The organism is Streptomyces sp. NPDC029164, assembly GCF_055563995.1.
On the sequence record NZ_JBVHWW010000028.1, the window covers coordinates 59,046 to 78,734 of the forward strand.

At 71.7% G+C, this 19,689-nt stretch carries 18 protein-coding genes and 3 tRNA genes; 10 read left to right on the plus strand and 11 right to left on the minus strand.

What is annotated here, in order from left to right; translation table 11 throughout:
- The first annotated feature begins 351 nt into the window (after window positions 1-351).
- The 3 genes from ACZ4VT_RS25705 to ACZ4VT_RS25715 all read left to right on the plus strand — a co-directional run bounded on the left by ACZ4VT_RS25705 (window position 352) and on the right by ACZ4VT_RS25715 (window position 4,905).
- Window positions 352-2,118 carry a M48 family metalloprotease gene (locus tag ACZ4VT_RS25705; protein ID WP_467953108.1) on the plus strand — a complete coding sequence of 589 codons (1,767 nt, stop codon included), beginning with the start codon at window positions 352-354 and terminating at the stop codon, window positions 2,116-2,118.
- A gap of 295 nt (window positions 2,119-2,413) precedes the next feature.
- Window positions 2,414-3,901 carry a N,N-dimethylformamidase beta subunit family domain-containing protein gene (locus tag ACZ4VT_RS25710; RefSeq protein ID WP_467953030.1) on the plus strand — a complete coding sequence of 496 codons (1,488 nt, stop codon included), beginning with the start codon at window positions 2,414-2,416 and terminating at the stop codon, window positions 3,899-3,901.
- A gap of 98 nt (window positions 3,902-3,999) precedes the next feature.
- Entirely contained in the window at window positions 4,000-4,905 is a 906-nt protein-coding gene (locus tag ACZ4VT_RS25715; protein ID WP_467953031.1) for a phosphoribosylaminoimidazolesuccinocarboxamide synthase, read from the plus strand.
- A gap of 50 nt (window positions 4,906-4,955) precedes the next feature.
- Here ACZ4VT_RS25715 and ACZ4VT_RS25720 read toward each other — a convergent pair.
- The 8 genes from ACZ4VT_RS25720 to ACZ4VT_RS25755 all read right to left on the minus strand — a co-directional run bounded on the left by ACZ4VT_RS25720 (window position 4,956) and on the right by ACZ4VT_RS25755 (window position 9,443).
- Window positions 4,956-5,028, minus strand: a tRNA-Gly gene (locus ACZ4VT_RS25720).
- Window positions 5,029-5,052: 24 nt separating this feature from the next.
- Window positions 5,053-5,664: a response regulator gene (locus ACZ4VT_RS25725; RefSeq protein WP_467953033.1), complete on the minus strand. Its 612-nt coding sequence runs from the start codon at window positions 5,662-5,664 to the stop codon at window positions 5,053-5,055.
- Window positions 5,661-6,899 (minus strand): sensor histidine kinase, encoded by a 1,239-nt coding sequence (locus ACZ4VT_RS25730; RefSeq protein WP_467953034.1) that lies wholly within the window; start codon window positions 6,897-6,899, stop codon window positions 5,661-5,663. Before ACZ4VT_RS25730 ends, ACZ4VT_RS25725 begins: the two co-directional genes overlap by 4 nt.
- Window positions 6,900-6,928: 29 nt before the next feature.
- Window positions 6,929-7,693, minus strand: coding sequence for an ABC transporter permease (locus tag ACZ4VT_RS25735; protein WP_467953035.1), 765 nt, complete (start codon window positions 7,691-7,693; stop codon window positions 6,929-6,931).
- Window positions 7,690-8,634 (minus strand): ABC transporter ATP-binding protein, encoded by a 945-nt coding sequence (locus ACZ4VT_RS25740; RefSeq protein ID WP_467953036.1) that lies wholly within the window; start codon window positions 8,632-8,634, stop codon window positions 7,690-7,692. Before ACZ4VT_RS25740 ends, ACZ4VT_RS25735 begins: the two co-directional genes overlap by 4 nt.
- A gap of 186 nt (window positions 8,635-8,820) precedes the next feature.
- A tRNA-Gly gene (locus ACZ4VT_RS25745) sits at window positions 8,821-8,893 on the minus strand.
- 72 nt (window positions 8,894-8,965) lie between these two features.
- Window positions 8,966-9,037: transfer RNA gene (locus ACZ4VT_RS25750), tRNA-Gly, on the minus strand.
- Between the two features lie 88 nt (window positions 9,038-9,125).
- Window positions 9,126-9,443 carry a histone-like nucleoid-structuring protein Lsr2 gene (locus ACZ4VT_RS25755; protein WP_362802554.1) on the minus strand — a complete coding sequence of 106 codons (318 nt, stop codon included), beginning with the start codon at window positions 9,441-9,443 and terminating at the stop codon, window positions 9,126-9,128.
- 350 nt (window positions 9,444-9,793) lie between these two features.
- On the opposite strand from ACZ4VT_RS25755, the gene purS reads away from it, so the two are divergent.
- From purS to ACZ4VT_RS25780, 5 genes are all read left to right on the plus strand, one after another.
- A complete protein-coding gene (gene purS / locus ACZ4VT_RS25760; protein ID WP_214942389.1) occupies window positions 9,794-10,054 on the plus strand; it encodes a phosphoribosylformylglycinamidine synthase subunit PurS in 261 nt (86 codons plus the stop codon).
- Between the two features lie 2 nt (window positions 10,055-10,056).
- Window positions 10,057-10,737, plus strand: coding sequence for a phosphoribosylformylglycinamidine synthase subunit PurQ (gene purQ / locus ACZ4VT_RS25765; protein WP_467953038.1), 681 nt, complete (start codon window positions 10,057-10,059; stop codon window positions 10,735-10,737).
- On the plus strand, window positions 10,734-13,007 hold the full coding sequence (gene purL, locus ACZ4VT_RS25770; RefSeq protein WP_467953039.1) for a phosphoribosylformylglycinamidine synthase subunit PurL: 2,274 nt from the start codon (window positions 10,734-10,736) through the stop codon (window positions 13,005-13,007). Before purQ ends, purL begins: the two co-directional genes overlap by 4 nt.
- Window positions 13,008-13,120: 113 nt before the next feature.
- Window positions 13,121-13,912 carry a maleylpyruvate isomerase family mycothiol-dependent enzyme gene (locus tag ACZ4VT_RS25775; RefSeq protein WP_467953041.1) on the plus strand — a complete coding sequence of 264 codons (792 nt, stop codon included), beginning with the start codon at window positions 13,121-13,123 and terminating at the stop codon, window positions 13,910-13,912.
- A gap of 8 nt (window positions 13,913-13,920) precedes the next feature.
- On the plus strand, window positions 13,921-14,772 hold the full coding sequence (locus ACZ4VT_RS25780; protein ID WP_467953042.1) for an META domain-containing protein: 852 nt from the start codon (window positions 13,921-13,923) through the stop codon (window positions 14,770-14,772).
- Window positions 14,773-14,929: 157 nt separating this feature from the next.
- Here the strand turns inward: ACZ4VT_RS25780 and ACZ4VT_RS25785 are convergent, their stop codons facing one another.
- The gene (locus ACZ4VT_RS25785) at window positions 14,930-15,058 is read right to left on the minus strand and encodes a putative leader peptide (RefSeq protein WP_467953044.1); all 129 of its coding nucleotides are present in this window, start codon (window positions 15,056-15,058) and stop codon (window positions 14,930-14,932) included.
- A gap of 114 nt (window positions 15,059-15,172) precedes the next feature.
- Here ACZ4VT_RS25785 and purF point away from each other — a divergent pair, with 114 nt between their 5' ends.
- Both purF and purM read left to right on the plus strand, forming a co-directional pair.
- Window positions 15,173-16,690 (plus strand): amidophosphoribosyltransferase, encoded by a 1,518-nt coding sequence (gene purF, locus ACZ4VT_RS25790; protein ID WP_467953046.1) that lies wholly within the window; start codon window positions 15,173-15,175, stop codon window positions 16,688-16,690.
- A 104-nt stretch (window positions 16,691-16,794) separates the two neighbouring features.
- Window positions 16,795-17,865 (plus strand): phosphoribosylformylglycinamidine cyclo-ligase, encoded by a 1,071-nt coding sequence (gene purM / locus ACZ4VT_RS25795; RefSeq protein WP_467953047.1) that lies wholly within the window; start codon window positions 16,795-16,797, stop codon window positions 17,863-17,865.
- Between the two features lie 91 nt (window positions 17,866-17,956).
- Here purM and ACZ4VT_RS25800 read toward each other — a convergent pair whose 3' ends face one another.
- Both ACZ4VT_RS25800 and ACZ4VT_RS25805 read right to left on the minus strand, forming a co-directional pair.
- Window positions 17,957-18,220 carry a DUF3073 domain-containing protein gene (locus ACZ4VT_RS25800; RefSeq protein ID WP_319723731.1) on the minus strand — a complete coding sequence of 88 codons (264 nt, stop codon included), beginning with the start codon at window positions 18,218-18,220 and terminating at the stop codon, window positions 17,957-17,959.
- Between the two features lie 290 nt (window positions 18,221-18,510).
- Complete coding sequence (locus tag ACZ4VT_RS25805) at window positions 18,511-19,605, minus strand: Leu/Phe/Val dehydrogenase (RefSeq protein ID WP_467953049.1); 1,095 nt, start codon at window positions 19,603-19,605, stop codon at window positions 18,511-18,513.
- Window positions 19,606-19,689 lie beyond the last annotated feature (84 nt).

Consider the following 19,689-nt stretch of genomic DNA (forward strand, 5'->3'; position numbering starts at 1 on the left):
AACCACGAAGCGAGGAAAAAAAAAGCCCCAGGGCCCTGCCCCCCCACCCCCCCCAACACCCCCCCCCCCCCCCCCAAACCCCCCCCCCCCCCCCCCGCGGGCGTGTTCGCGTGCGAGTGCATCCGGCCGCGTTCGAACGCACCCACCTTTACCCAAAGCCATTCCATCGGGTGATCGTCACCCCGTCTGCCTGACGGCCGGGCGTGCCCCAACTAGGGTGCGGCGCAAGCATTCCGGCACTTGGCCCACCGGCATTGCGATGTCAGTGGCGGGTGTCACAGTGGGGGAATGAGCAACGTCGCCGCAGGGCAGAGGGGGTGAGGTCCGGCCGTGTCCGGAACCGGTTCGATCATGGAAGCGGGCGTGCCGTCCGCACGTTCCCGCGCTCTCGCCGTGCTGAGCGTTCGCAGCAGGGCCCTGGCCGTCGGGCTGCTGCCCGGCGCCCTCGCGGTGGTGCTGGTGGCCGCCCGGATGACGGGCCGGCTGGCCGGTGACCCCTGGCCCGTGGTGACCCTCGTCGTGTGCCTGGTGGCGGCGGTGGTGCTGCTCGTCGGCGGCGTCTTCGCGGCCGTGGTCCTGCGGGCGAGCCCGGCCGTCACGCCGACGGTGCCGCTGTCGGAGGCCGCCGCGCCCGATCTCTACCGGCTGGTGCGGGACCTGGCCGACCGCATGGACGTGCCGCGGCCCTCCGCGATAGCCCTGACGCCGGACTGCGACAGCTGGCTGGAGGACCGCACCCACGCGGCCCACCGCCGGAGCGCCATATCCGCCGGCGCGGAGTCGGAGCAGGGCGCCGCCCCCGTGCTGGTGATCGGTTCGCCGTTCCTGTGGTGGATGCGGGTCGCGGAGCTACGGGCCGTCCTCGCGCCTGTCGTCGCCGGTACGGGTCCTTCCGCGCACCCGGACATAGCCGACGCGCGCGGCTTCGTACGGGGCCTGGACGCGGCCGTGGACGTGGGCAACCGGCGCGGGCTCGGCTGGATCGGCGCCCCGGCCCGGCTGCTGCTGCGGCTGTGCCGGACGGACGCCACCGAGATGGAGCGCGGGGTGGCCGCGGCCGCCTCGGAGCGTGCACAGGGTGTGGACTACGGGCTGCGCATCGTCGCCCAGGAGCAGGTCGGCCTCGCCTACGCGGGCTGGGACCGGCTGCTGACCCGGGTCGCACTGCCCGCCTGGCGGATGGGCCGCTGGCCCGCCCACCTCGACGCCGGAGTGGTCTCCGCGCTGACCGAGCTCTCGCGGCGGGACCGGCTGGCCGAGGGGTTCACCTCGCGGCTCGGCGAGCGCCCCGCCTGTGACCTGCTGGAACAGCCCGGGGTGGTCGACGAGGCGACGTCGCTGCTGGCCGCGCGCCTCTTCCACGGCGGGCCGGCCGAGCCCGGGCCGGACTGGTCCCCGGTGGACTGGACGGCGTATCCGGAGGAGGTCGTGGACCGCAAATGGCGTGCGGAGGCGGCCCGGCTGCACGCGGCGCTGGACGCCCTGGCCGTCCCGGCGGGACGCCCCGCCGGCTCCGCCGGACCGGCCGCCGCTTCCACCGGGCCCGCCGGGTCCGCCGGACCCGGAGTCCTGCCCGGCACGTCGGCCTCATCGGCCTCATCGGCCTCACCGTCTCCGTCCGCGGCGGCGGGACCGGCCACGATCGAGGCCGCCGGCTCCGCCCGATCCGCCGTGGACGGCTTCGCGGGGCCCACGCTGGAGCGGGTGCTGGGCTACCTCACGGACCCCGCCGGCGCGGGCGCGGCCTCGGAGGCCCTGGCCGGCCGACTCAGCGGGGACCTGGCCCGCGAGGAGCGGGCCGCCGGTCCGGCCGCCGGCGCGGGGAAGGCGCGCGGCGCGGACGCCGTGCCGCTGTTCCCGCTCCAGCCGCCGCGCAGCGGCCGGGACCTGCTGGCCGACCACGTGACGGCGATGGTGTGCTGCGCGGCCGTGGACTCGGCCGGGGCGGCCCCCGGCCTGGACTGGCTCGACGGGCCGGTCCTGCTGGTCGGCGGCGCCCGCCGCCCCGACCTGGCCGCGCGGGTGCTGTGCCTGGTCGAGGACGGGAACCCGCAGCCGCTGCGGGACTGGCTCGCCGACCTCGGCGTCCGCCCGGAGAAGCCGGTCCGCCTGGTCTGAGCCGGGGTCCGGCATCGTCCGGCCTCGTCCGCGCCGGGCCCGGACCGGTCCGCGGCGGGCCCCGGACCGCGTCCCCGGAGGGGCTACGACTCGCACGAACAATCGGATGCGAATGTTCCGATCCCGTCAATTCGCGACGAACGGTGACGGACTGAGTGCGTTATGTGATGTGCTGGGACCGGTCGCGGCCCGATGTCCTGAACCGGGGTGTCCGAGAACTGCCGTCTCGGCAGGGAATCTGCCGCGCACCGACACGATGTAGGCCGGTTCGGGGGAGCGAGGGAGGGGAGCGGTCATGGGTGCGGACCAGATCCGGCGTTGGGAGTCAGGTGCGCTCGCGCACGCGGTGACCGACCCCTTCGGACAGGGCCCCCTGCCCTGGTTCCGGGGGAGCGAGCTCTACTTCGACGACACCGGCCACGTCGTCCCCTGGTACGTGGACCCGGCCGCCGCGGCCGCCGGCACCGGCCAGATTCCCCGCGCCCGCGGCAACGGCGGTCCCCGCACCGCCGACGACGTGCACCGCCAGGTCAAGGGCTTCGCCTCCACCGGCGCCGTCACCCCCGGCGAGGCCATCGACTTCCACATCACCGTCGATCCGCCCCAGCAGTTCTCCGTCGACGTCTACCGGATCGGCCACTACGGCGGCGACGGGGCCTCCAAGATCACCACGAGCCCGCGGCTGTCCGGCATCGTCCAGCCGGCTCCCCTGGCGGCCGACCGCACGGTCTCCTGCCACCACTGGTGGCTGTCCTGGCGCCTGCAGGTCCCCTCCTACTGGAGCGTCGGCGCGTACGTCGCCGTCCTGACCACCGTCGACGGCTACCGCTCCCACATCCCCTTCACGGTCCGCGACGACCACCCCGCCGACCTCCTGCTCCTGCTCCCGGACATCACCTGGCAGGCCTACAACCTCTATCCGGAGGACGGCCGCACCGGCGCCAGCCTCTACCACGCCTGGGACGAGGACGGCCGGCTGCTCGGCGAGCAGGACGCGGCCCACACCGTCTCCTTCGACCGCCCCTACGCGGGCGCCGGCCTGCCCCTGCACGTCGGTCACGCCTACGACTTCATCCGCTGGGCCGAGCGCTACGGCTACGACATCGCCTACGCCGACACCCGCGACCTGCACGCGGGCCGCGTCGACCCCACCCGCTACCGCGGCCTGGTCTTCCCCGGCCACGACGAGTACTGGTCGGCCCCCATGCGCCGCACCGTCGAGCGCGCCCGTCTGCACGGCACCTCGCTCGTCTTCCTCTCCGCCAACACCATGTACTGGCAGGTCGAGCTCTCCGCCTCCCCGTCCGGGGTCGAGAACCGACTCCTCACCTGCCGAAAACGGCGCGGTCCGGGCCGCCCCAGCCTGTGGCGCGAGGTCGACCGCCCGGAGCAGCAGCTGCTCGGCATCCAGTACGCCGGCCGCGTCCCCGAGCCCGCGCCGCTGATCGTGCGCAACGCCACGCACTGGCTCTGGGACTCCACCGGCGCCGGCGAGAACGACGAGCTGCCCGGCCTGGTCGCGGGTGAGGCCGACCGCTACTTCCCGCGCACCCAGCTCCCCGAGCACCAGGACCGGATCCTGCTGGCGCACTCCCCGTACCTCGACAGCGAGGGCCACCGGCGCCACCAGGAGACCTCCCTCTACCGGGCGTCCAGCGGGGCCCTGGTCTTCGCCTCCGGCACCTTCGCCTGGTCCCCGGCCCTCGACAGGCCGGGCCACGTCGACGAGCGCGTGCAGCGGGCCACCGCCAACCTCCTCGACCGGATCTGCAAGCGCGACTGACCGCGGAACCGACCCGCGGCGCGGACCCCTGTCCGCGGCGGGGGACGCGGGTGCGCGAGAATCGGGGTGCGCTTCATACAGAACCACAGGGAGACCCCGTGTCCGGATTCGTCGAAAAGCCCGAGCCGGTTCAGGTTCCGGGCCTCGTCCACCTCCACACCGGCAAGGTGCGCGACCTCTACCGCGACGAGGACGACCGCCTCGTCATGGTCGCCAGCGACCGCTTGTCCGCCTTCGACTGGGTCCTGCCCACCGAGATCCCGGACAAGGGCCGCGTCCTGACCCAGCTCTCCCTGTGGTGGTTCGACCAGCTCGCCGACCTCGTCCCGAACCACGTCATCTCCACCGACCTGCCCGCGGGCGCCCCCGCCGACTGGGCCGGCCGCACGCTGATCTGCCGCAACCTGGAGATGGTCCCGGTCGAGTGCGTGGCCCGCGGCTACCTCGCCGGGTCCGGCCTCGCCGAGTACAAGCAGACCCGTACGGTGTGCGGGCTCGGCCTCCCCGAGGGGCTCGTGGACGGGTCCGAGCTGCCTGGCCCGATCTTCACCCCGGCCGCCAAGGCCGAGGTCGGCGAGCACGACGAGAACGTCTCCTACGAGGAGGTGGCGCGCACCACCGGCGCCGAGACGGCGGCGCTGCTGCGCCAGACCACCCTGGCCGTGTACGGCCGCGCCCGGGACATCGCGCGCGAGCGCGGCATCATCCTGGCCGACACCAAGTTCGAGTTCGGTTTCGACCCGAAGGACGGCACCCTCGTCGCCGCCGACGAGGTGCTGACCCCCGACTCCTCCCGCTTCTGGCCGGCCGACCAGTGGGAGCCGGGCCGCTCGCAGCCCTCCTTCGACAAGCAGTACGTCCGCGACTGGCTGTCCTCCCCGGCCTCCGGCTGGGACCCCAAGAGCGAGCTCCCGCCGCCGGCCCTGCCCACGCAGGTCATCGCGCAGACCCGCGCCAAGTACATCGAGGCGTACGAGCGGCTCACCGGCCAGACCTGGTCCTGAGACACGAAGAAGCCCCCTGGTCCGAGGACCGGGGGGCTTCTTCACTACAGAGCGGACAACGCGACTCGAACGCGCGACATCCACCTTGGCAAGGTGGTGCTCTACCAACTGAGCTATGTCCGCAGGTGCGCCGTAGCGCGAGAACCACTATACCCAACCTCGCTCGCGTGCGAGACGCACTGCCGTGTGACGGTTCTCGGCGCCCAGTTTCGTCGCCGCCGAGGACAGGTAGTTCCGTACGGTCCCCTGCGACAGGGCCGCCCGCTCGGCGATCTCCGCGACCGGTGCCCCGTCCGCCGCCAGTTCGAGCACCTCGGCCTCCCGTGCGGTCAGCGGCGAGTCCCCCGCGCTGATGGCGTCGGCCGCCAATTCCGGGTCCACGTAACGCCCGCCCGTGTGCACGGTCCGGATCAGTTCGGCCAGCCGCTGCGCCGAGACCGTCTTCGGCGCGAAGGCCCGCACCCCCGCGGCCAGCGCCCGTTTCAGGTGCCCCGGGCGGCCGTGACTGGTCACGATCATGATCTTGCAGTCGGGGAGTTCGGTCCGCAGCGATGTGGCGACGCTCACACCGTCGGCTCCCGGCATCTGCAGGTCCAGCACCGCCACGTCCGGCCGGTGCGCCCGCGCCATCGCGAGCGCCTCGGGGCCCGAGGCCGCCTCCGCGACGACGAGCAGGTCGTCCTCCAGGGCGAGCAGGGCCGCCAGCGCCCCGCGGATCAGGTGCTCGTCGTCGGCGAGCAGTACGCGTACGGGGCTCACGCCCGCACCTCCAGTCGTTGCGTTTCCCGGTCCGGGATCTCCGCGAGCAGCCGGAACCGGCCGTCGCCCACCAAGCCCGCCTGCAGGGTCCCGTCCAGTGCCGCGAGCCGCTCCCGCAGCCCGGCCAGCCCCGAGCCCGGCGGCCCGGCCGGGGTGTCGGGCGCCCCGTCGTTCTCCACCACCAGCGTCACCGGGCCGGTCTCCGGGGCGGACAGCCGGATCAGGCAGCGGTGCGCGTCCCCGTGCCGCAGTACGTTCGTCGTCGCCTCGCGGACCACCCAGCCGAGCGCCGACTGGACCTCGGACGGCAGTTCCCGGCCGGCCCGGAAGTCGACCCGGCAGTCCATGCCGGCCGCGCTCAGCACGCCGCGCGCACCCTCCAGCTCCACCGCGAGATCCGCCTCCCGGTAGCCCCGCACCACGTCCCGTACCTCCCGCTGGGACTCCTGGGCGATCCGCTGCACCTCGATCATCTGCTCCACCGCCTCCGGCCGTTCGCGCCGCGCCAGCTGTACGGCCAGCTCGCTCTTGAGCGCGATCACCGCCAGGTTGCGGCCCATCACGTCGTGCAGATCGCGGCCGAAGCGCAGCCGCTCCTCCGCCACCGCGAGGCGCGCCTGGACCTCGCGCGAGCGGTCCAGCTCGTAGACCGTGTTCAGCAGCCACGCGGAGAACCCGCTGGTGAAGCAGAGGAACAGGCTGCCGAGCAGGACCCCGACGAGATACCCCAGAACCTCTCCGCCGGGCAGCCCCAGGGCGAGTGCGGCCAGGCTCGTCCCGGCCGCCGCGGCCGGGGGCACGTACCGCATCCTGCGCACCGACCGCAGGCACAGCACCAGCGAGCCGGAGCCGAAGGAGGTCAGCCCGGACACCAGGGCCGGAGCCACCGAGGGGTCCGTGAGCCTTCCGCCGGCCTCCAGGGCGAGGACGGCCAGGGTGGCGGCGCCCGTCGAGACGGGCATGAACACCGCCAGCCGGACCGGGCGTTCGCGCCGCCCCACCACCCAGTCCAGTGCCCTGGAGTTGAGCACACCGCACAGCGCCGCGTGGGCGCACAGCACCACGAAGAGCGTGCCGGGCACCAGGGGCGAGGACTTGCCCGCCGCGGCGCCCAGCGGAAGCAGCCCGAAGGACATGATCTCGAGGAGCACGAAGAGGTGGAACGACCACCGGGTGTAGAGCTCGAGCTTCCCCGCACTGCTGCGGTTCCTCCACCACCCCGTCAGCTTCGGCATCTCCGCGTCTCCCCGTCCCCCGGCTCGCCCTACCTGCGCGGTTCCCAGCGGAACCACCGCTGGACAGCAAACACGGTGATCACGATCCAGGCCAGCGCCCCCAGCCCGGCCCCCAGCAGGTCCCCGCTGTCGACGCCGCCGCTCCAGCCGGCCCGCACGAGGGTCATCACCCCGCTCAGCGGAAGCAGTTCGCACAGGGAGGCCGCCAGGTCCGGCAGCGAGTCCACGGGCATGAACAGCCCCGAGCCGAGCACGGTCATCAGGAACAGCGGCAGCGTGGTGAAGCCGGCGGTCTCCACGGTGCGGGTGAAGGCGCTGGTCAGCGCGGACAGCCCGGCCAGCAGCAGGACGCCGGCGAGCACGGCCGCCACGAGCAGCAGCGGGTTGCGGGGCATGCGCACGTCCAGCACGGCCGCGCCGGCCACCGCGAGCACCGCGATCTGGCCGAGCGCCAGGACGGCGGAGGGCAGCGCGGTCCCGGCGAGGATCTCCAGGTCGTTGGCCTCGCCGGTGCGCAGCCGCTTGAGGACGAGTTCCTCGCGCCGGGCGACGTAGGCGGAGACCAGGTTCATGTAGACGACGAGGATCAGCACCATGCCGATCCCGCCGGTCACGGTGGCCTCGCCGACGGCCTGCGCGCCCTCGACCCCGCTGAGGGAGGAGCGCAGGACGAACACCATCAGCAGGGGCATCAGGAAGGCCACGCCGAGCGCGGCCCGGTTGCGCACCAGCAGGGTGATCTCGGAGCGGCCGAGCGCGACGAGCCGGCCGGGGTTCAGGGTCAGTGTGTTCATCGGGTCCCCGCCATCGTGTCCTCGGTGCGGCCGGCGGCGCTGCGGCGGCTCTCCGCGATCTCCAGGAAGGCCTCCTCCAGGGAGGCGGACCGGGCGTCGAGCCCGTCCAGTACCACCGCGCTCTCCCGGGCCCAGCCCAGCAGTTCGGTCAGGTCCGCCTGGAGCCGTTCGGTACGGATCTCCACGCGCTGCCCGAAGGCCGCCGCGCGCAGCGCCAGCGGTAGCCGGGCCGCGGGCACCCCGTCCGGCAGGGTGAAGCGGATCCGGGCCGGCCGGGTGGCGGTGACCTCGGCCGGGGTGCCCGACAGGACGAGCTCGCCCTCGTGGAGGATCGCGAGGCGGTCCGCGAGCTCCTCGGCCTCCTCCAGGTAGTGCGTGGTCAGCAGCACCGTGGTGCCCTGCGCGCGCAGCTCCCGTACCAGCGCCCAGGTGTCCCGGCGGCCTTCGGGATCCATGCCGGTGGTCGGCTCGTCGAGGAACAGCACCTCGGGCCGGCCGAGCAGGGCCAGCGCCAGGTCGAGGCGCCGCCGCTCACCGCCGGACAGCTGCTTGACCCGTACGGAGGACCGTGCGCCCAGGCCGACCAGGTCCAGCACCTCCGCAGCCGGCCGGGCGCCCGTGGTGAGCCCGGCCCACATCCGGACGGTCTCGGCGACCGACAGGTCGGAGGGGAAACCGCCCTCCTGGAGCATGACGCCGGTGCGCGGGCGGACCTGGGCCCGGCGCGTGTACGGGTCGAGCCCGAAGACGCGCACGCGGCCCGCGCTCGGCGCGGCCAGCCCCTCCAGCAGCTCGACGGTGGAGGTCTTGCCCGCGCCGTTGGTCCCGAGGAGGGCGAAGACCTCGCCCCGCGCCACGGAGAAGGAGACGCCCCGGACGGCCTCGAAGCCGCCGGCGTAGCCGCGGCGCAGGCCCTGGGCTTCGATCACGGTGTCAGTCATGACTCAAGCCTCGGCCCGGCCGGACGGGGTCGGCAGTGCGCGCTGTCATGACCCGCGATGACATTTGTCAGGGGGTGTCCGCCCTCGCCCCTGGGCGCGAAGAGGAGAAAAGCCAGGAATGCGAAGAAGGTACGAAGAACGACGAAGAAGGCCCCGATCGCAATGATCGGGGCCTTCTTCATACAGAGCGGACGACGCGACTCGAACGCGCGACATCCACCTTGGCAAGGTGGTGCTCTACCAACTGAGCTACGTCCGCAAGCAGTGCACCGCCGAGGCGGTGCGTGCATCACTCTACCCGATCCACCGTGGTGATCGGAAAGTCATGCAGAGCGGGTGACAGGAATCGCACACTGCGCCTTCCCTCTGGAAGAGGGATGTTCTGCTACTGAACTACACCCGCACGACCTCGGAGGCTCTGACCTGCGGCCTGGCCCCTTGGCGTGATCCACACACTAGCCGACGGATGGGGGTGGATGGCAAATCGGCCCTCAGTGGGCCGCGTTGTAGGCCTCGTAGATCTTCTTCGGGATGCGGCCACGCGGGGGCACCTCGTACTGGTTGGAGCGGGCCCAGGCCCGGACGACCGCCGGGTCGGGGGCGACGGAGGTGTGCTTGAAGGCCTTCCCCGAGCGCGACTGGCGCCGGCCGGCGGCGACGAAGGGGGCGAGGCCCTTCCGCAGTTTCTTTGCGTTGGCCACATTGAGGTCGATCTCGTACGACTTACCGTCCAGAGCGAACACGACCGTTTCCGCCGCTTCTCCGCCATCGATGTCGTCGGAGAGCGTGACTACTACGCGCTGCGCCACGGATATCGGTCCCTTCGTGCGACGCCGCCCCTGCTGACGTGGGGCGATGTCGCCTGTGTGGATGTTTCGGGGCAATGCATCATTCATCCCCCGTTGCGAAGCGGCAAAAGTCACTCGCCCGGAGTGATTCCTTTGTACCTCGATTCCCATTGCATTGCGAAGCCCAGTTAATTCTCTCCGCGTGTCCCGCCGCAATGCCGGGTACGCGGTTTTCCGGCGGATTTTGCGAAGCGTTGGTGAAGCCGAAACGGCGCGATGATCGCGCCCTTCGCGTATCTACCCGCGTAGAAATTTTGGCCGGGTACGCTGATGGAACCGCCTTCGCACCAACCACCACACGGGAGTGCCCGATGGCACGCGTCGTAGTCGACGTCATGCTCAAGCCGGAGATCCTCGACCCCCAGGGCCAGGCGGTGCAGCGTGCACTGCCGCGCCTGGGCTTCGAAGGGATCGCCGACGTCCGCCAGGGGAAGCGCTTCGAACTGGAGGTGGAGGGACCGGTCGACCAGGCCGCCCTCGACCGCATCCACAAGATGGCCGAAACGTTCCTCGCCAACACCGTCATCGAAGACTTCACCGTGCGGGTCGAGACCGCGAAGGTCGAGGCCTGACGGTGACCACTCGCATCGGAGTCGTCACGTTCCCCGGAACGCTCGACGACCGTGACTCGCTGCGCGCCGTCCGCCTCGCCGGGGCCGAGCCCGTCTCGCTGTGGCACCGCGACAAGGACCTGCACCAGGTCGACGCGGTCGTCCTCGCGGGCGGTTTCTCCTACGGGGACTACCTGCGCGCCGGGGCCATCTCCCGCTTCTCGCCGGTGATGGAGACCATCATCGAGCAGGCCAGGGGCGGCATGCCCGTCCTGGGCATCTGCAACGGCTTCCAGGTCCTCACCGAGGCCCACCTGCTGCCGGGGGCGATGCTCCGGAACAACCACCTGCACTTCATCTGCCGCGACCAGAAGCTGCGGGTGGAGAACGCGGAGACCGCGTGGACCGGCGACTACACCGCCGGCCAGGAGATCTCCGTACCGCTGAAGAACATGGACGGCCAGTACGTCGCCGACGAGCGCGTCCTCGACGAGCTCGAGGCCGAGGGCCGCGTGGCCTTCCGGTACGTGGACGTGAACCCGAACGGGTCGCTGCGCGACATCGCCGGCATCACCAACGCCGCGGGCAACGTCGTCGGCCTCATGCCGCACCCCGAGCACGCGGTCGAGCCGCTGATCGGGACCGGCCGCACCGACGGCCTCCCGTTCTTCACCTCGGTCCTGAAGAAGCTGGTCAGCGCATGAGCCTCGACACCGTCAAGAACGCCACCGAAACCCCGGACGCCTCCCAGCCGTGGAAGGAACTCGGCCTCAAGGAGGACGAGTACGCCCGCATCCGGGAGATCCTCGGCCGCCGCCCCACCGGCGCCGAGCTCGCCATGTACTCGGTCATGTGGTCCGAGCACTGCTCGTACAAGAGCAGCAAGGTCCACCTGAAGCAGTTCGGCGAGAAGGCCCCCGAGAACACGGCCATGCTCGTCGGCATCGGCGAGAACGCCGGCGTCGTCGACGTGGGCCAGGGCTACGCGGTCACCTTCAAGGTCGAGTCGCACAACCACCCCTCGTACATCGAGCCGTACCAGGGCGCGGCCACCGGCATCGGCGGCATCGTCCGCGACATCCTCGCCATGGGCGCCCGCCCGGTCGCCGTCGTGGACCCGCTGCGCTTCGGCGCGGCCGACCACCCCGACACCAAGCGCGTCCTGCCGGGCGTGGTCGCGGGCATCGGCGGCTACGGCAACTGCCTCGGCCTGCCGAACATCGGCGGCGAGGTCGTCTTCGACGCCTGCTACCAGGGCAACCCGCTCGTCAACGCCGGCTGCATCGGCGTGATGAAGCACGAGGACATCCACCTCGCCAAGGCCTCCGGCCCCGGCAACAAGGTCATCCTCTACGGCGCACGCACCGGCGGCGACGGCATCGGCGGCGTCTCGGTCCTCGCGTCCGAGACCTTCGACGCTGCGTCCGACAGTGCCTCCGGCACGGGCAAGCCCAAGAAGCGCCCCGCCGTCCAGGTCGGCGACCCCTTCCAGGAGAAGCTCCTCATCGAGTGCACCCTGGAGATCTTCAAGGAGAAGCTGGTCGCGGGCATCCAGGACCTCGGCGGCGCCGGGCTCTCCTGCGCCACCTCCGAGCTGGCCTCCGCCGGTTCCGGCGGCATGCGCGTCGAGCTGGACACCGTCCCGCTGCGCGACGCGACGCTCTCGCCCGAGGAAATCCTCATGAGCGAGTCGCAAGAGCGCATGTGCGCGATCGTCGAGCCGCAGTACGTCGACCGCTTCATGGAGATCTGCGAGAAGTGGGACGTCATCGCCACCGTCATCGGTGAGGTGACCGACGGCGAGCGCCTGGAGATCTTCTGGCACGGCGAGCAGATCGTGGACGTGCCCCCGGGCACGGTCGCCCACGAGGGCCCGGTCTACCACCGCCCGTACGCCCGCCCCGAGTGGCAGGACGCGCTCCAGGCGGACGACGCGGGCAAGCTGCCCCGCCCGCAGACCTCCGAGGAGCTCCGCGCGCAGGTCCTGGCGCTGGTCTCGTCCCCGAACCAGGCCTCCAAGTCCTGGGTCACGGACCAGTACGACCGCTTCGTCCAGGGCAACACGGTGCTCTCGCAGCCCGAGGACGCGGGCATGGTCCGCATCGACGAGGAGTCGAACCTCGGCGTGGCCATGGCCACCGACGGCAACGGCCGCTTCGCGAAGCTCGACCCGTACACGGGTGCGCAGCTCGCGCTGGCGGAGGCGTACCGCAACGTCGCCGCGACCGGTGCCAAGCCGCTCGCCATCTCCGACTGCCTGAACTTCGGCTCCCCCGAGGACCCGGGCGTCATGTGGCAGTTCGCCGAGGCCTGCCGCGGCCTGGCGGACGGCTGCCTGGAGCTGGGCACCCCGGTGACCGGCGGCAACGTCTCCCTCTACAACCAGACGGGCGACACCGCGATCCACCCGACCCCGGTCGTTGCTGTCCTCGGCGTGATCGACGACGTCAACCGCCGTACGCCGATGGCGTTCGCGGAGGCCGGCCAGCTGCTGTACCTGCTGGGCGACACGGCCGAGGAGTTCGGCGGCTCGGCCTGGTCCCAGGTCGTCCACGACCACCTCGGCGGCATGCCGCCCAAGGTGGACCTGGGCCGCGAGAAGCTGCTCGGCGAGATCCTGATCTCGGCGTCCCGCGACGGCATGATCGACGCCGCGCACGACCTGTCCGACGGCGGCGTGATCCAGGCGCTCACCGAGTCCTGCCTGCGCGGCGGCAACGGTGCGCGGATCGTGGTGCCCGAGGGCCTGGACGCCTTCACCTTCCTGTTCTCCGAGTCCGCGGGCCGCGCCATCGTGGCCGTCCCGCGCAGCGAGGAGCTCCGCTTCACCGACATGTGCGGTGCGCGGGGTCTGCCGGTCGCCCGCATCGGCGTGGTGGACGGCGAGGAGATCGAGGTCCAGGGCGAGTTCACCCTCCCGCTGGCCGAGCTCCGCGAGGCCCACGAGGCGACGATCCCGGCCCTGCTGGCCTGATCCGGCCCCAGCTCGTACGAGGCCCCGCCCACCCCCGTGGGCGGGGCCTCGGCGTTGCTCCCGCCGCGCGGCGCGGTCGTACGGAGCCGGCGCCGCCCGGATAGGGTCACCGCATGCCGCCCGCCAGGAAGAAGCCGCGCACCTTCGATCCCGCGAGGATCCGTCCGGCCGTCAGCGCGCAGTTCGCGCATGTCGGCGAAGCCGTGGCGGAGTTGGGACCCGAACAGCTGGCACGGCCCAGCGGGCTCGGGGACTGGACCGTCGCCGACCTCGCCGCGCACATCGCCTGGATCGCGGACTCGCTGGCCGCCGGCCTCGCCCGGCCGCCCGCCGCCATCGCCGAACTGTCCGCCGTCGAGTGGCCCTTCGCCACCGCCTCCCTCGCCGGGAAGATCTCCGAAGCGGCCCGGGAGACCCTCGCCGGCGCCCCGCTGCCCGAGCTGTACGAGCGGGCGGGCGCCCGCATGGCCGAGGCGCTCGCGGCGAACCCGGACACCCGCGTACTGGACCTGTGGGTCGGGGACATGACCCTGGCCGACTTCCTGGTCACCCGGACCGTCGAGCTGGTGGTCCACACCGACGACCTGAACCGGGCCGCCGGACTGGACATCCCGATCGAGCGGCAGGCGCTGGCCGCCTGCACCCGGCTGCTCGCCGATGCCCTCGCGCTCAAGGCCCCGGGCGGTGCGGTCGAGGTACGGATCCCGCCCTTCGCGGTGGTCCAGTGCGTCGAGGGGCCGCGCCACACCCGCGGCACCCCGCCGAACGTGGTGGAGACCGACCCGCTGACCTGGATCCGGCTCGCGACCGGCCGTACGGATTGGGCCGGGGCGCTCGACGGGGCGCGGGTCAGCGCCAGCGGCGAGCGGGCCGACCTGTCCGCGCTGCTGCCGCTGATGAGCTGAGCGCGGCCATGACGGAACCGTCCCGCCGCCCCTTCCGTCCCAGGGTCATGCGTACCTTCCGGCACGTCCACATCCCCGCGGGGCCGGCCCTCGTACTCGTACTCGCCCTCGGCCTGGCCGGCTGCGGCGGGGCCGAGGAGAGCGGGGGCGCCCCGCTGCCCGCCGTCGTGGGCTCCTGGGCCGTCGAGTCCCTGACCACCGGCGGCCGCACCCTGCACGCTCCCGAGGCCGCCCGCGTCGACTTCGCGCAGGACAAGGCCAAGGGCAGCTACGGCTGCAACGGCTTCCAGGCGGCGGTCGTCCTCGACGGCACCTCCGCCATGACCGTCACCCCCGGCATGTCGACCACCATGGCCTGCCCGGACATGGAGTTCGAGACGGCCTTCGCCAAGCTGTTCTCGGGCCGGCTGACGATCGACAGGGGGCCCGATCGGCTCACCCTGAAGACCGCCGACGGGAGCACCATCGCCATGACCTCGCAGCCCCGTGACCCGGACGCCCCGCTCATCGTCACCGATTGGACCGTCGACGCGCTGATCAGCGGGGAGACCGTGTCCTCCGTACCCGCCGAGGCCGCCGGCAAGGCCCGGTTCTCGCTCGCCGCGGACGGCACGGCGGGTGGCACCCTCGGCTGCAACCGGTTCAGCGCCAAGGCGACCGTGGACGGCTCCACGGTCACCTTCGGCCCGCTCACCACGACCCGGATGGCCTGCGAGGGCCCGGCGGGCGAGGTCGAGCGGACGCTGACCGCGCTGTTCGGCAGCGGGCCGCTCACCTCGAAGATCGACGGCCGGACCCTCACCCTCACCGCCGCCGACGGCAAGGGCCTGACCGCGAAGGCGGCCTCCGCCGCCGAGTGACCCGCACGGGCGCCGCCGAGCTTGTTCTCGTACGAAGACACAGGTACTCCACGGCGCGGTCCGCCGGCCGGCTCCGGGCGGGGCGCGGGACGGCGCGCGGCACGGCGGAGCAGGGCGGGGCGGAGCGGAAACGAGAAAAGGAGAGGACGAGTTGTGGCTACGCGGAACAGCGACAGACGGCGCTCGCGACACGGACGAGGTCCACGTGCCGGCGCTCGACGAGGGTGACGGTGCGGTCACCGAGAGGCTGCGCGAAGCGAGAGCCTGTACGAATGCCTTCGTACATGTCAACAAAGTGATCCCACACCGAGACGGAGGCGTCCGGTCACCCTCTGTGCTGTGACATTTCCCGGCCATCCCCAATTCGGACCAGTGGTCGATCTCGCCTACACTCGGAAGCGTGCCTCGTGGTGATGGACGACTCAACCACGACCTGCTCCCCGGCGAAAAGGGCCCCCAGGACGCTTGCGGCGTCTTCGGTGTCTGGGCTCCGGGTGAAGAGGTCGCCAAGCTCACCTACTTCGGACTGTATGCACTGCAGCACCGCGGACAAGAGTCCGCGGGAATCGCTGTGAGCAACGGTTCCCAGATCCTCGTCTTCAAGGACATGGGCCTCGTTTCCCAAGTCTTCGACGAAACCTCTCTCGGCTCGCTCCAAGGTCATATCGCGGTCGGTCACGCCCGCTATTCGACCACCGGGGCCTCCGTCTGGGAGAACGCGCAGCCCACTTTCCGCGCGACCGCCCACGGCTCGATCGCCCTGGGTCACAACGGCAACCTGGTGAACACCGCCGAGCTCGCCGAGATGGTCGCCGACCTCCCCCGTCAGGACGGGCGTGCCACCCAGGTGGCCGCCACCAATGACACCGACCTGGTCACCGCCCTGCTCGCGGGGCAGACCGACGAGGACGGCAAGCCCCTGACGATCGAGGAGTCGGCCACCAAGGTCCTCCCGAAGGTCAAGGGCGCCTTCTCCCTCGTCTTCATGGACGAGGGGACCCTCTACACCGCCCGTGACCCGCAGGGCATCCGCCCGCTGGTCCTCGGCCGCCTGGAGCGCGGCTGGGTGGTCGCGAGTGAGACCGCCGCCCTCGACATCTGCGGCGCCAGCTTCGTCCGCGAGGTCGAGCCGGGCGAGCTCATCGCGATCGACGAGAACGGCCTGCGCACCTCTCGATTCGCGGAAGCGAAGCCCAAGGGCTGTGTCTTCGAGTACGTCTACCTGGCGCGCCCGGACACCGACATCGCCGGCCGCAACGTCTACCTCTCGCGTGTCGAGATGGGCCGGCGCCTGGCCAAGGAAGCCCCGGTCGACGCCGATCTGGTGATACCGACGCCGGAGTCCGGTACGCCGGCCGCCGTCGGATACGCCGAGGCCAGCGGGATCCCGTACGGCTCCGGCCTGGTCAAGAACGCCTATGTGGGCCGGACCTTCATCCAGCCCTCGCAGACGATCCGCCAGCTCGGCATCCGCCTGAAGCTCAATCCGCTCAAGGAAGTCATCCGCGGCAAGCGCCTCGTGGTCGTCGACGACTCGATCGTCCGCGGCAACACCCAGCGCGCCCTGGTCAAGATGCTCCGCGAGGCCGGCGCGGCGGAGGTCCACATCCGGATCTCCTCGCCGCCGGTGAAGTGGCCGTGCTTCTTCGGCATCGACTTCGCCACGCGGGCCGAGCTGATCGCCAACGGCATGTCGGTCGACGAGATCGCCACGTCGCTCGGCGCGGACTCGCTCTCGTACATCTCGCTCGACGCGATGATCGAGGCGACCACCATCCAGAAGCCCAACCTCTGCCGTGCCTGCTTCGACGGCGAGTACCCGATGGATCTGCCCGACCCGCAGCTCCTCGGCAAGCAGCTTCTGGAGAGCGAGCTCGCGGGCGGCACCGACGCCGCCGACGCGCTCCGCCGTCCGTAGGCGGTCTCGGTTCGCCCTGCTCAACCTGCGCTGGGCCCTCTCTTTGAGGCTTCTCCGGGGGCCCAGCACCACACGCAGTAACGACACGAAAGCTCTCTCCTGTCATGACAGAGAAGACCACCGGTGCCAGCTACGCAGCCGCAGGCGTGGACATCGAAGCGGGCGACCGCGCCGTCGAACTGATGAAGGAGTGGGTGAAGAAGACGCAGCGCCCCGAGGTCCTCGGTGGCCTCGGCGGCTTCGCCGGCCTCTTCGACGCCTCCGCCCTCAAGCGCTACGAGCGCCCCCTGCTCGCCTCGGCCACCGACGGCGTCGGCACCAAGGTGGACATCGCCCGTCAGCTCGGCGTGTACGACACCATCGGCCACGACCTCGTCGCGATGGTCATGGACGACATCGTCGTGTGCGGAGCCGAGCCGCTCTTCATGACCGACTACATCTGCGTGGGCAAGGTCCACCCCGAGCGGGTCGCGGCCATCGTCAAGGGCATCGCCGAGGGCTGCGTCCTCGCCGGCTGCGCCCTGGTGGGCGGCGAGACCGCCGAGCACCCCGGCCTGCTGGGCCCGGACGACTTCGACGTGGCGGGCGCCGGCACCGGTGTCGTCGAGTACGACCGCCTGCTCGGCGCGGATCGCATCCGTACGGGTGACGCCGTCATCGCGATGGCATCCTCCGGCCTTCACTCGAACGGGTACTCGCTCGTCCGGCACGTCCTCTTCGACCGGGCGGGGATGTCCCTGGAGCAGCACGTCGAGGAGCTCGGCCGCACCCTGGGCGAGGAGCTCCTGGAGCCCACCAAGATCTACTCGCTGGACTGCATGGCGCTCACCCGTACGGCCGAGGTGCACGCCTACTCGCACATCACCGGCGGCGGCCTCGCGGCCAACCTGGCCCGCGTCATCCCGGACCACCTGCACGCCACGGTCGACCGCTCGACCTGGACCCCCGGCGCGATCTTCGACCTGGTCGGCAAGGCCGGGCAGGTGGAGCAGCTGGAGCTGGAGAAGACCCTGAACATGGGCGTCGGCATGATGGCCGTCGTCCCGCAGGAGTCGGTGGACGTGGCCCTGACCGCGCTGGCCGACCGGGGCGTCGACGCCTGGGTCGCCGGCGAGATCCTGGACCGCGGCGACCACGCCGAGGGCGCGACCCTCACCGGGTCCTACGGCGCCTGAGCAGCACGGAAACCCGGTCCGGGGCGAGGCCCTGGACCGGGTTTCGATGTGTTGTCAGACGCAGATGCTGCCGTGCTGAAGGATCCGCGCGTCAAGCCCCACGGCGGTGAGCCGACGGACCGGACTCTTCGTCCTCGTCGTCGTCATCGCGGTTGTAGAGCTCCGCGTACCGAGCGTACGGGTCGTCCTCGTCCAGCTCGTCGTCGTCTACCTCGACCGGCTCGCTGACAGGCAGCGGTTCCGCGGTCGATGCGCCCAGCTCGTTGGCCAGACGCGACAAGTCAGTCCCGCCGCTGCTGTACTTCAGCTGGCGGGCGACCTTCGTCTGCTTGGCCTTTGCCCGGCCGCGCCCCATGGCTCGACCCCCTCGGTGACGGGGCTCGACGGCCCCAGAGTCTGACACGCGTTCATGGTTCGGAGCGGGCTCTCCGTGGAGAGACCGTCCGTAGGGGTTTAACGGTACCTGCTTCCGCGGCCATACGGTACGCCGCCCGCATGACGCGCCCCGGTGCAGAACCAACGAGGCGCCCCGTCCTCGCTGGTCAGCTGCGATTTTAACCTTTTCCTGGCGGGCGACCCGCCGAAGTGCAGTGAGTTCCGTCTCGCCGCACCCCGGCGGGCGCACCCGGGGGTCCCGGCAGGGGCCTAGAGCACGCGGGCGGCGCGGGCGTCCGCCATCCGCTGCTCGGCGATCCGGTCGGCCGCGGCGGCCGGCGGGATGCCATCCACCTTCGCGCGAGCAAAGATCTCCAGGGTGGTGTCGAAGATCTTCGTGGCCTTGGCCTTGCAGCGGTCGAAGTCGAAGCCGTGCAGCTCGTCGGCGACCTGGATGACGCCGCCGGCGTTGACCACGTAGTCGGGCGCGTAGAGGATGCCGCGGTCCGCGAGGTCCTTCTCGATGCCCGGGTGCGCGAGCTGGTTGTTCGCCGCACCGCAGACGATCTTGGCGGTGAGGGCGGGGACCGTTTCGTCGTCCAGGGCGCCGCCGAGCGCGCAGGGGGCGTAGATGTCCAGGCCCTCGACGCGGATCAGCGCGTCCGTGTCGGCGACCGCGGTGACCTTGCCCGGGTGCTTGTCGAGGATCCGGCGCACCGACTCCTCGCGCACGTCCGTGATCACGACCTGGGCGCCGTCCTCCAGCAGGTGCTCGACCAGGTAGTGGCCGACCTTGCCGACGCCGGCCACGGCGACCTTGCGGTCGCGCAGCGTCGGGTCGCCCCATTGGTGCTGGGCGCTGGCGCGCATGCCCTGGAAGACGCCGAAGGCGGTGAGGACCGAGGAGTCACCCGCGCCGCCGTTCTCGGGGGAGCGGCCGGTCGCCCAGCGGGTCTCGCGGGCCACGACGTCCATGTCGGCCACGTAGGTGCCGACGTCGCAGGCGGTCACGTAGCGGCCGCCGAGGGACTCCACGAACCGGCCGTAGGCCTGGAGCAGTTCCTCGCTCTTGATGACGTCCGGGTCGCCGATGATGACGGCCTTGCCGCCGCCGAGGTCGAGACCGGCGAGGGCGTTCTTGTACGACATGCCGCGCGAGAGGTTCAGCGCGTCGAGGACGGCCTCCTCGTCCGAGGCGTACGCGTGGAAGCGCGTACCGCCGAGGGCCGGGCCCAGGGCGGTGGAGTGGATCGCGATGACGGCCTTCAGGCCGGAGGCTCGGTCCTGGCACAGCACGACTTGCTCGTGGCCGCCCTGTTCCGTGCGGAACAGGGTGTGCAGGACGCCGTCGGTCATTTCGGTCACGGTGGTGACTCCCATGGAAGAGATGCGGCGGAAAGACGCCCGCCCTGCGGGTGGGGGAGGGCGTGCTGGGAGCAGAGTAAGACC

What these genes read in the sequence shown, in the direction of transcription:
- ACZ4VT_RS25705 (WP_467953108.1), top strand. Translation starts at nt 352, where the DNA reads ATGGAAGCGGGCGTGCCGTCCGCACGTTCCCGCGCTCTCGCCGTGCTG.
- ACZ4VT_RS25710 (WP_467953030.1), top strand. Translation starts at nt 2,414, where the DNA reads ATGGGTGCGGACCAGATCCGGCGTTGGGAGTCAGGTGCGCTCGCGCAC.
- ACZ4VT_RS25730 (WP_467953034.1), bottom strand. Translation starts at nt 6,899, where the DNA reads ATGCCGAAGCTGACGGGGTGGTGGAGGAACCGCAGCAGTGCGGGGAAG.
- ACZ4VT_RS25735 (WP_467953035.1), bottom strand. Translation starts at nt 7,693, where the DNA reads ATGAACACACTGACCCTGAACCCCGGCCGGCTCGTCGCGCTCGGCCGC.
- ACZ4VT_RS25740 (WP_467953036.1), bottom strand. Translation starts at nt 8,634, where the DNA reads ATGACTGACACCGTGATCGAAGCCCAGGGCCTGCGCCGCGGCTACGCC.
- purS (WP_214942389.1), top strand. Translation starts at nt 9,794, where the DNA reads ATGGCACGCGTCGTAGTCGACGTCATGCTCAAGCCGGAGATCCTCGAC.
- purL (WP_467953039.1), top strand. Translation starts at nt 10,734, where the DNA reads ATGAGCCTCGACACCGTCAAGAACGCCACCGAAACCCCGGACGCCTCC.
- ACZ4VT_RS25775 (WP_467953041.1), top strand. Translation starts at nt 13,121, where the DNA reads ATGCCGCCCGCCAGGAAGAAGCCGCGCACCTTCGATCCCGCGAGGATC.
- ACZ4VT_RS25780 (WP_467953042.1), top strand. Translation starts at nt 13,921, where the DNA reads ATGACGGAACCGTCCCGCCGCCCCTTCCGTCCCAGGGTCATGCGTACC.
- ACZ4VT_RS25785 (WP_467953044.1), bottom strand. Translation starts at nt 15,058, where the DNA reads ATGTACGAAGGCATTCGTACAGGCTCTCGCTTCGCGCAGCCTCTCGGT.
- purM (WP_467953047.1), top strand. Translation starts at nt 16,795, where the DNA reads ATGACAGAGAAGACCACCGGTGCCAGCTACGCAGCCGCAGGCGTGGAC.
- ACZ4VT_RS25800 (WP_319723731.1), bottom strand. Translation starts at nt 18,220, where the DNA reads ATGGGGCGCGGCCGGGCAAAGGCCAAGCAGACGAAGGTCGCCCGCCAG.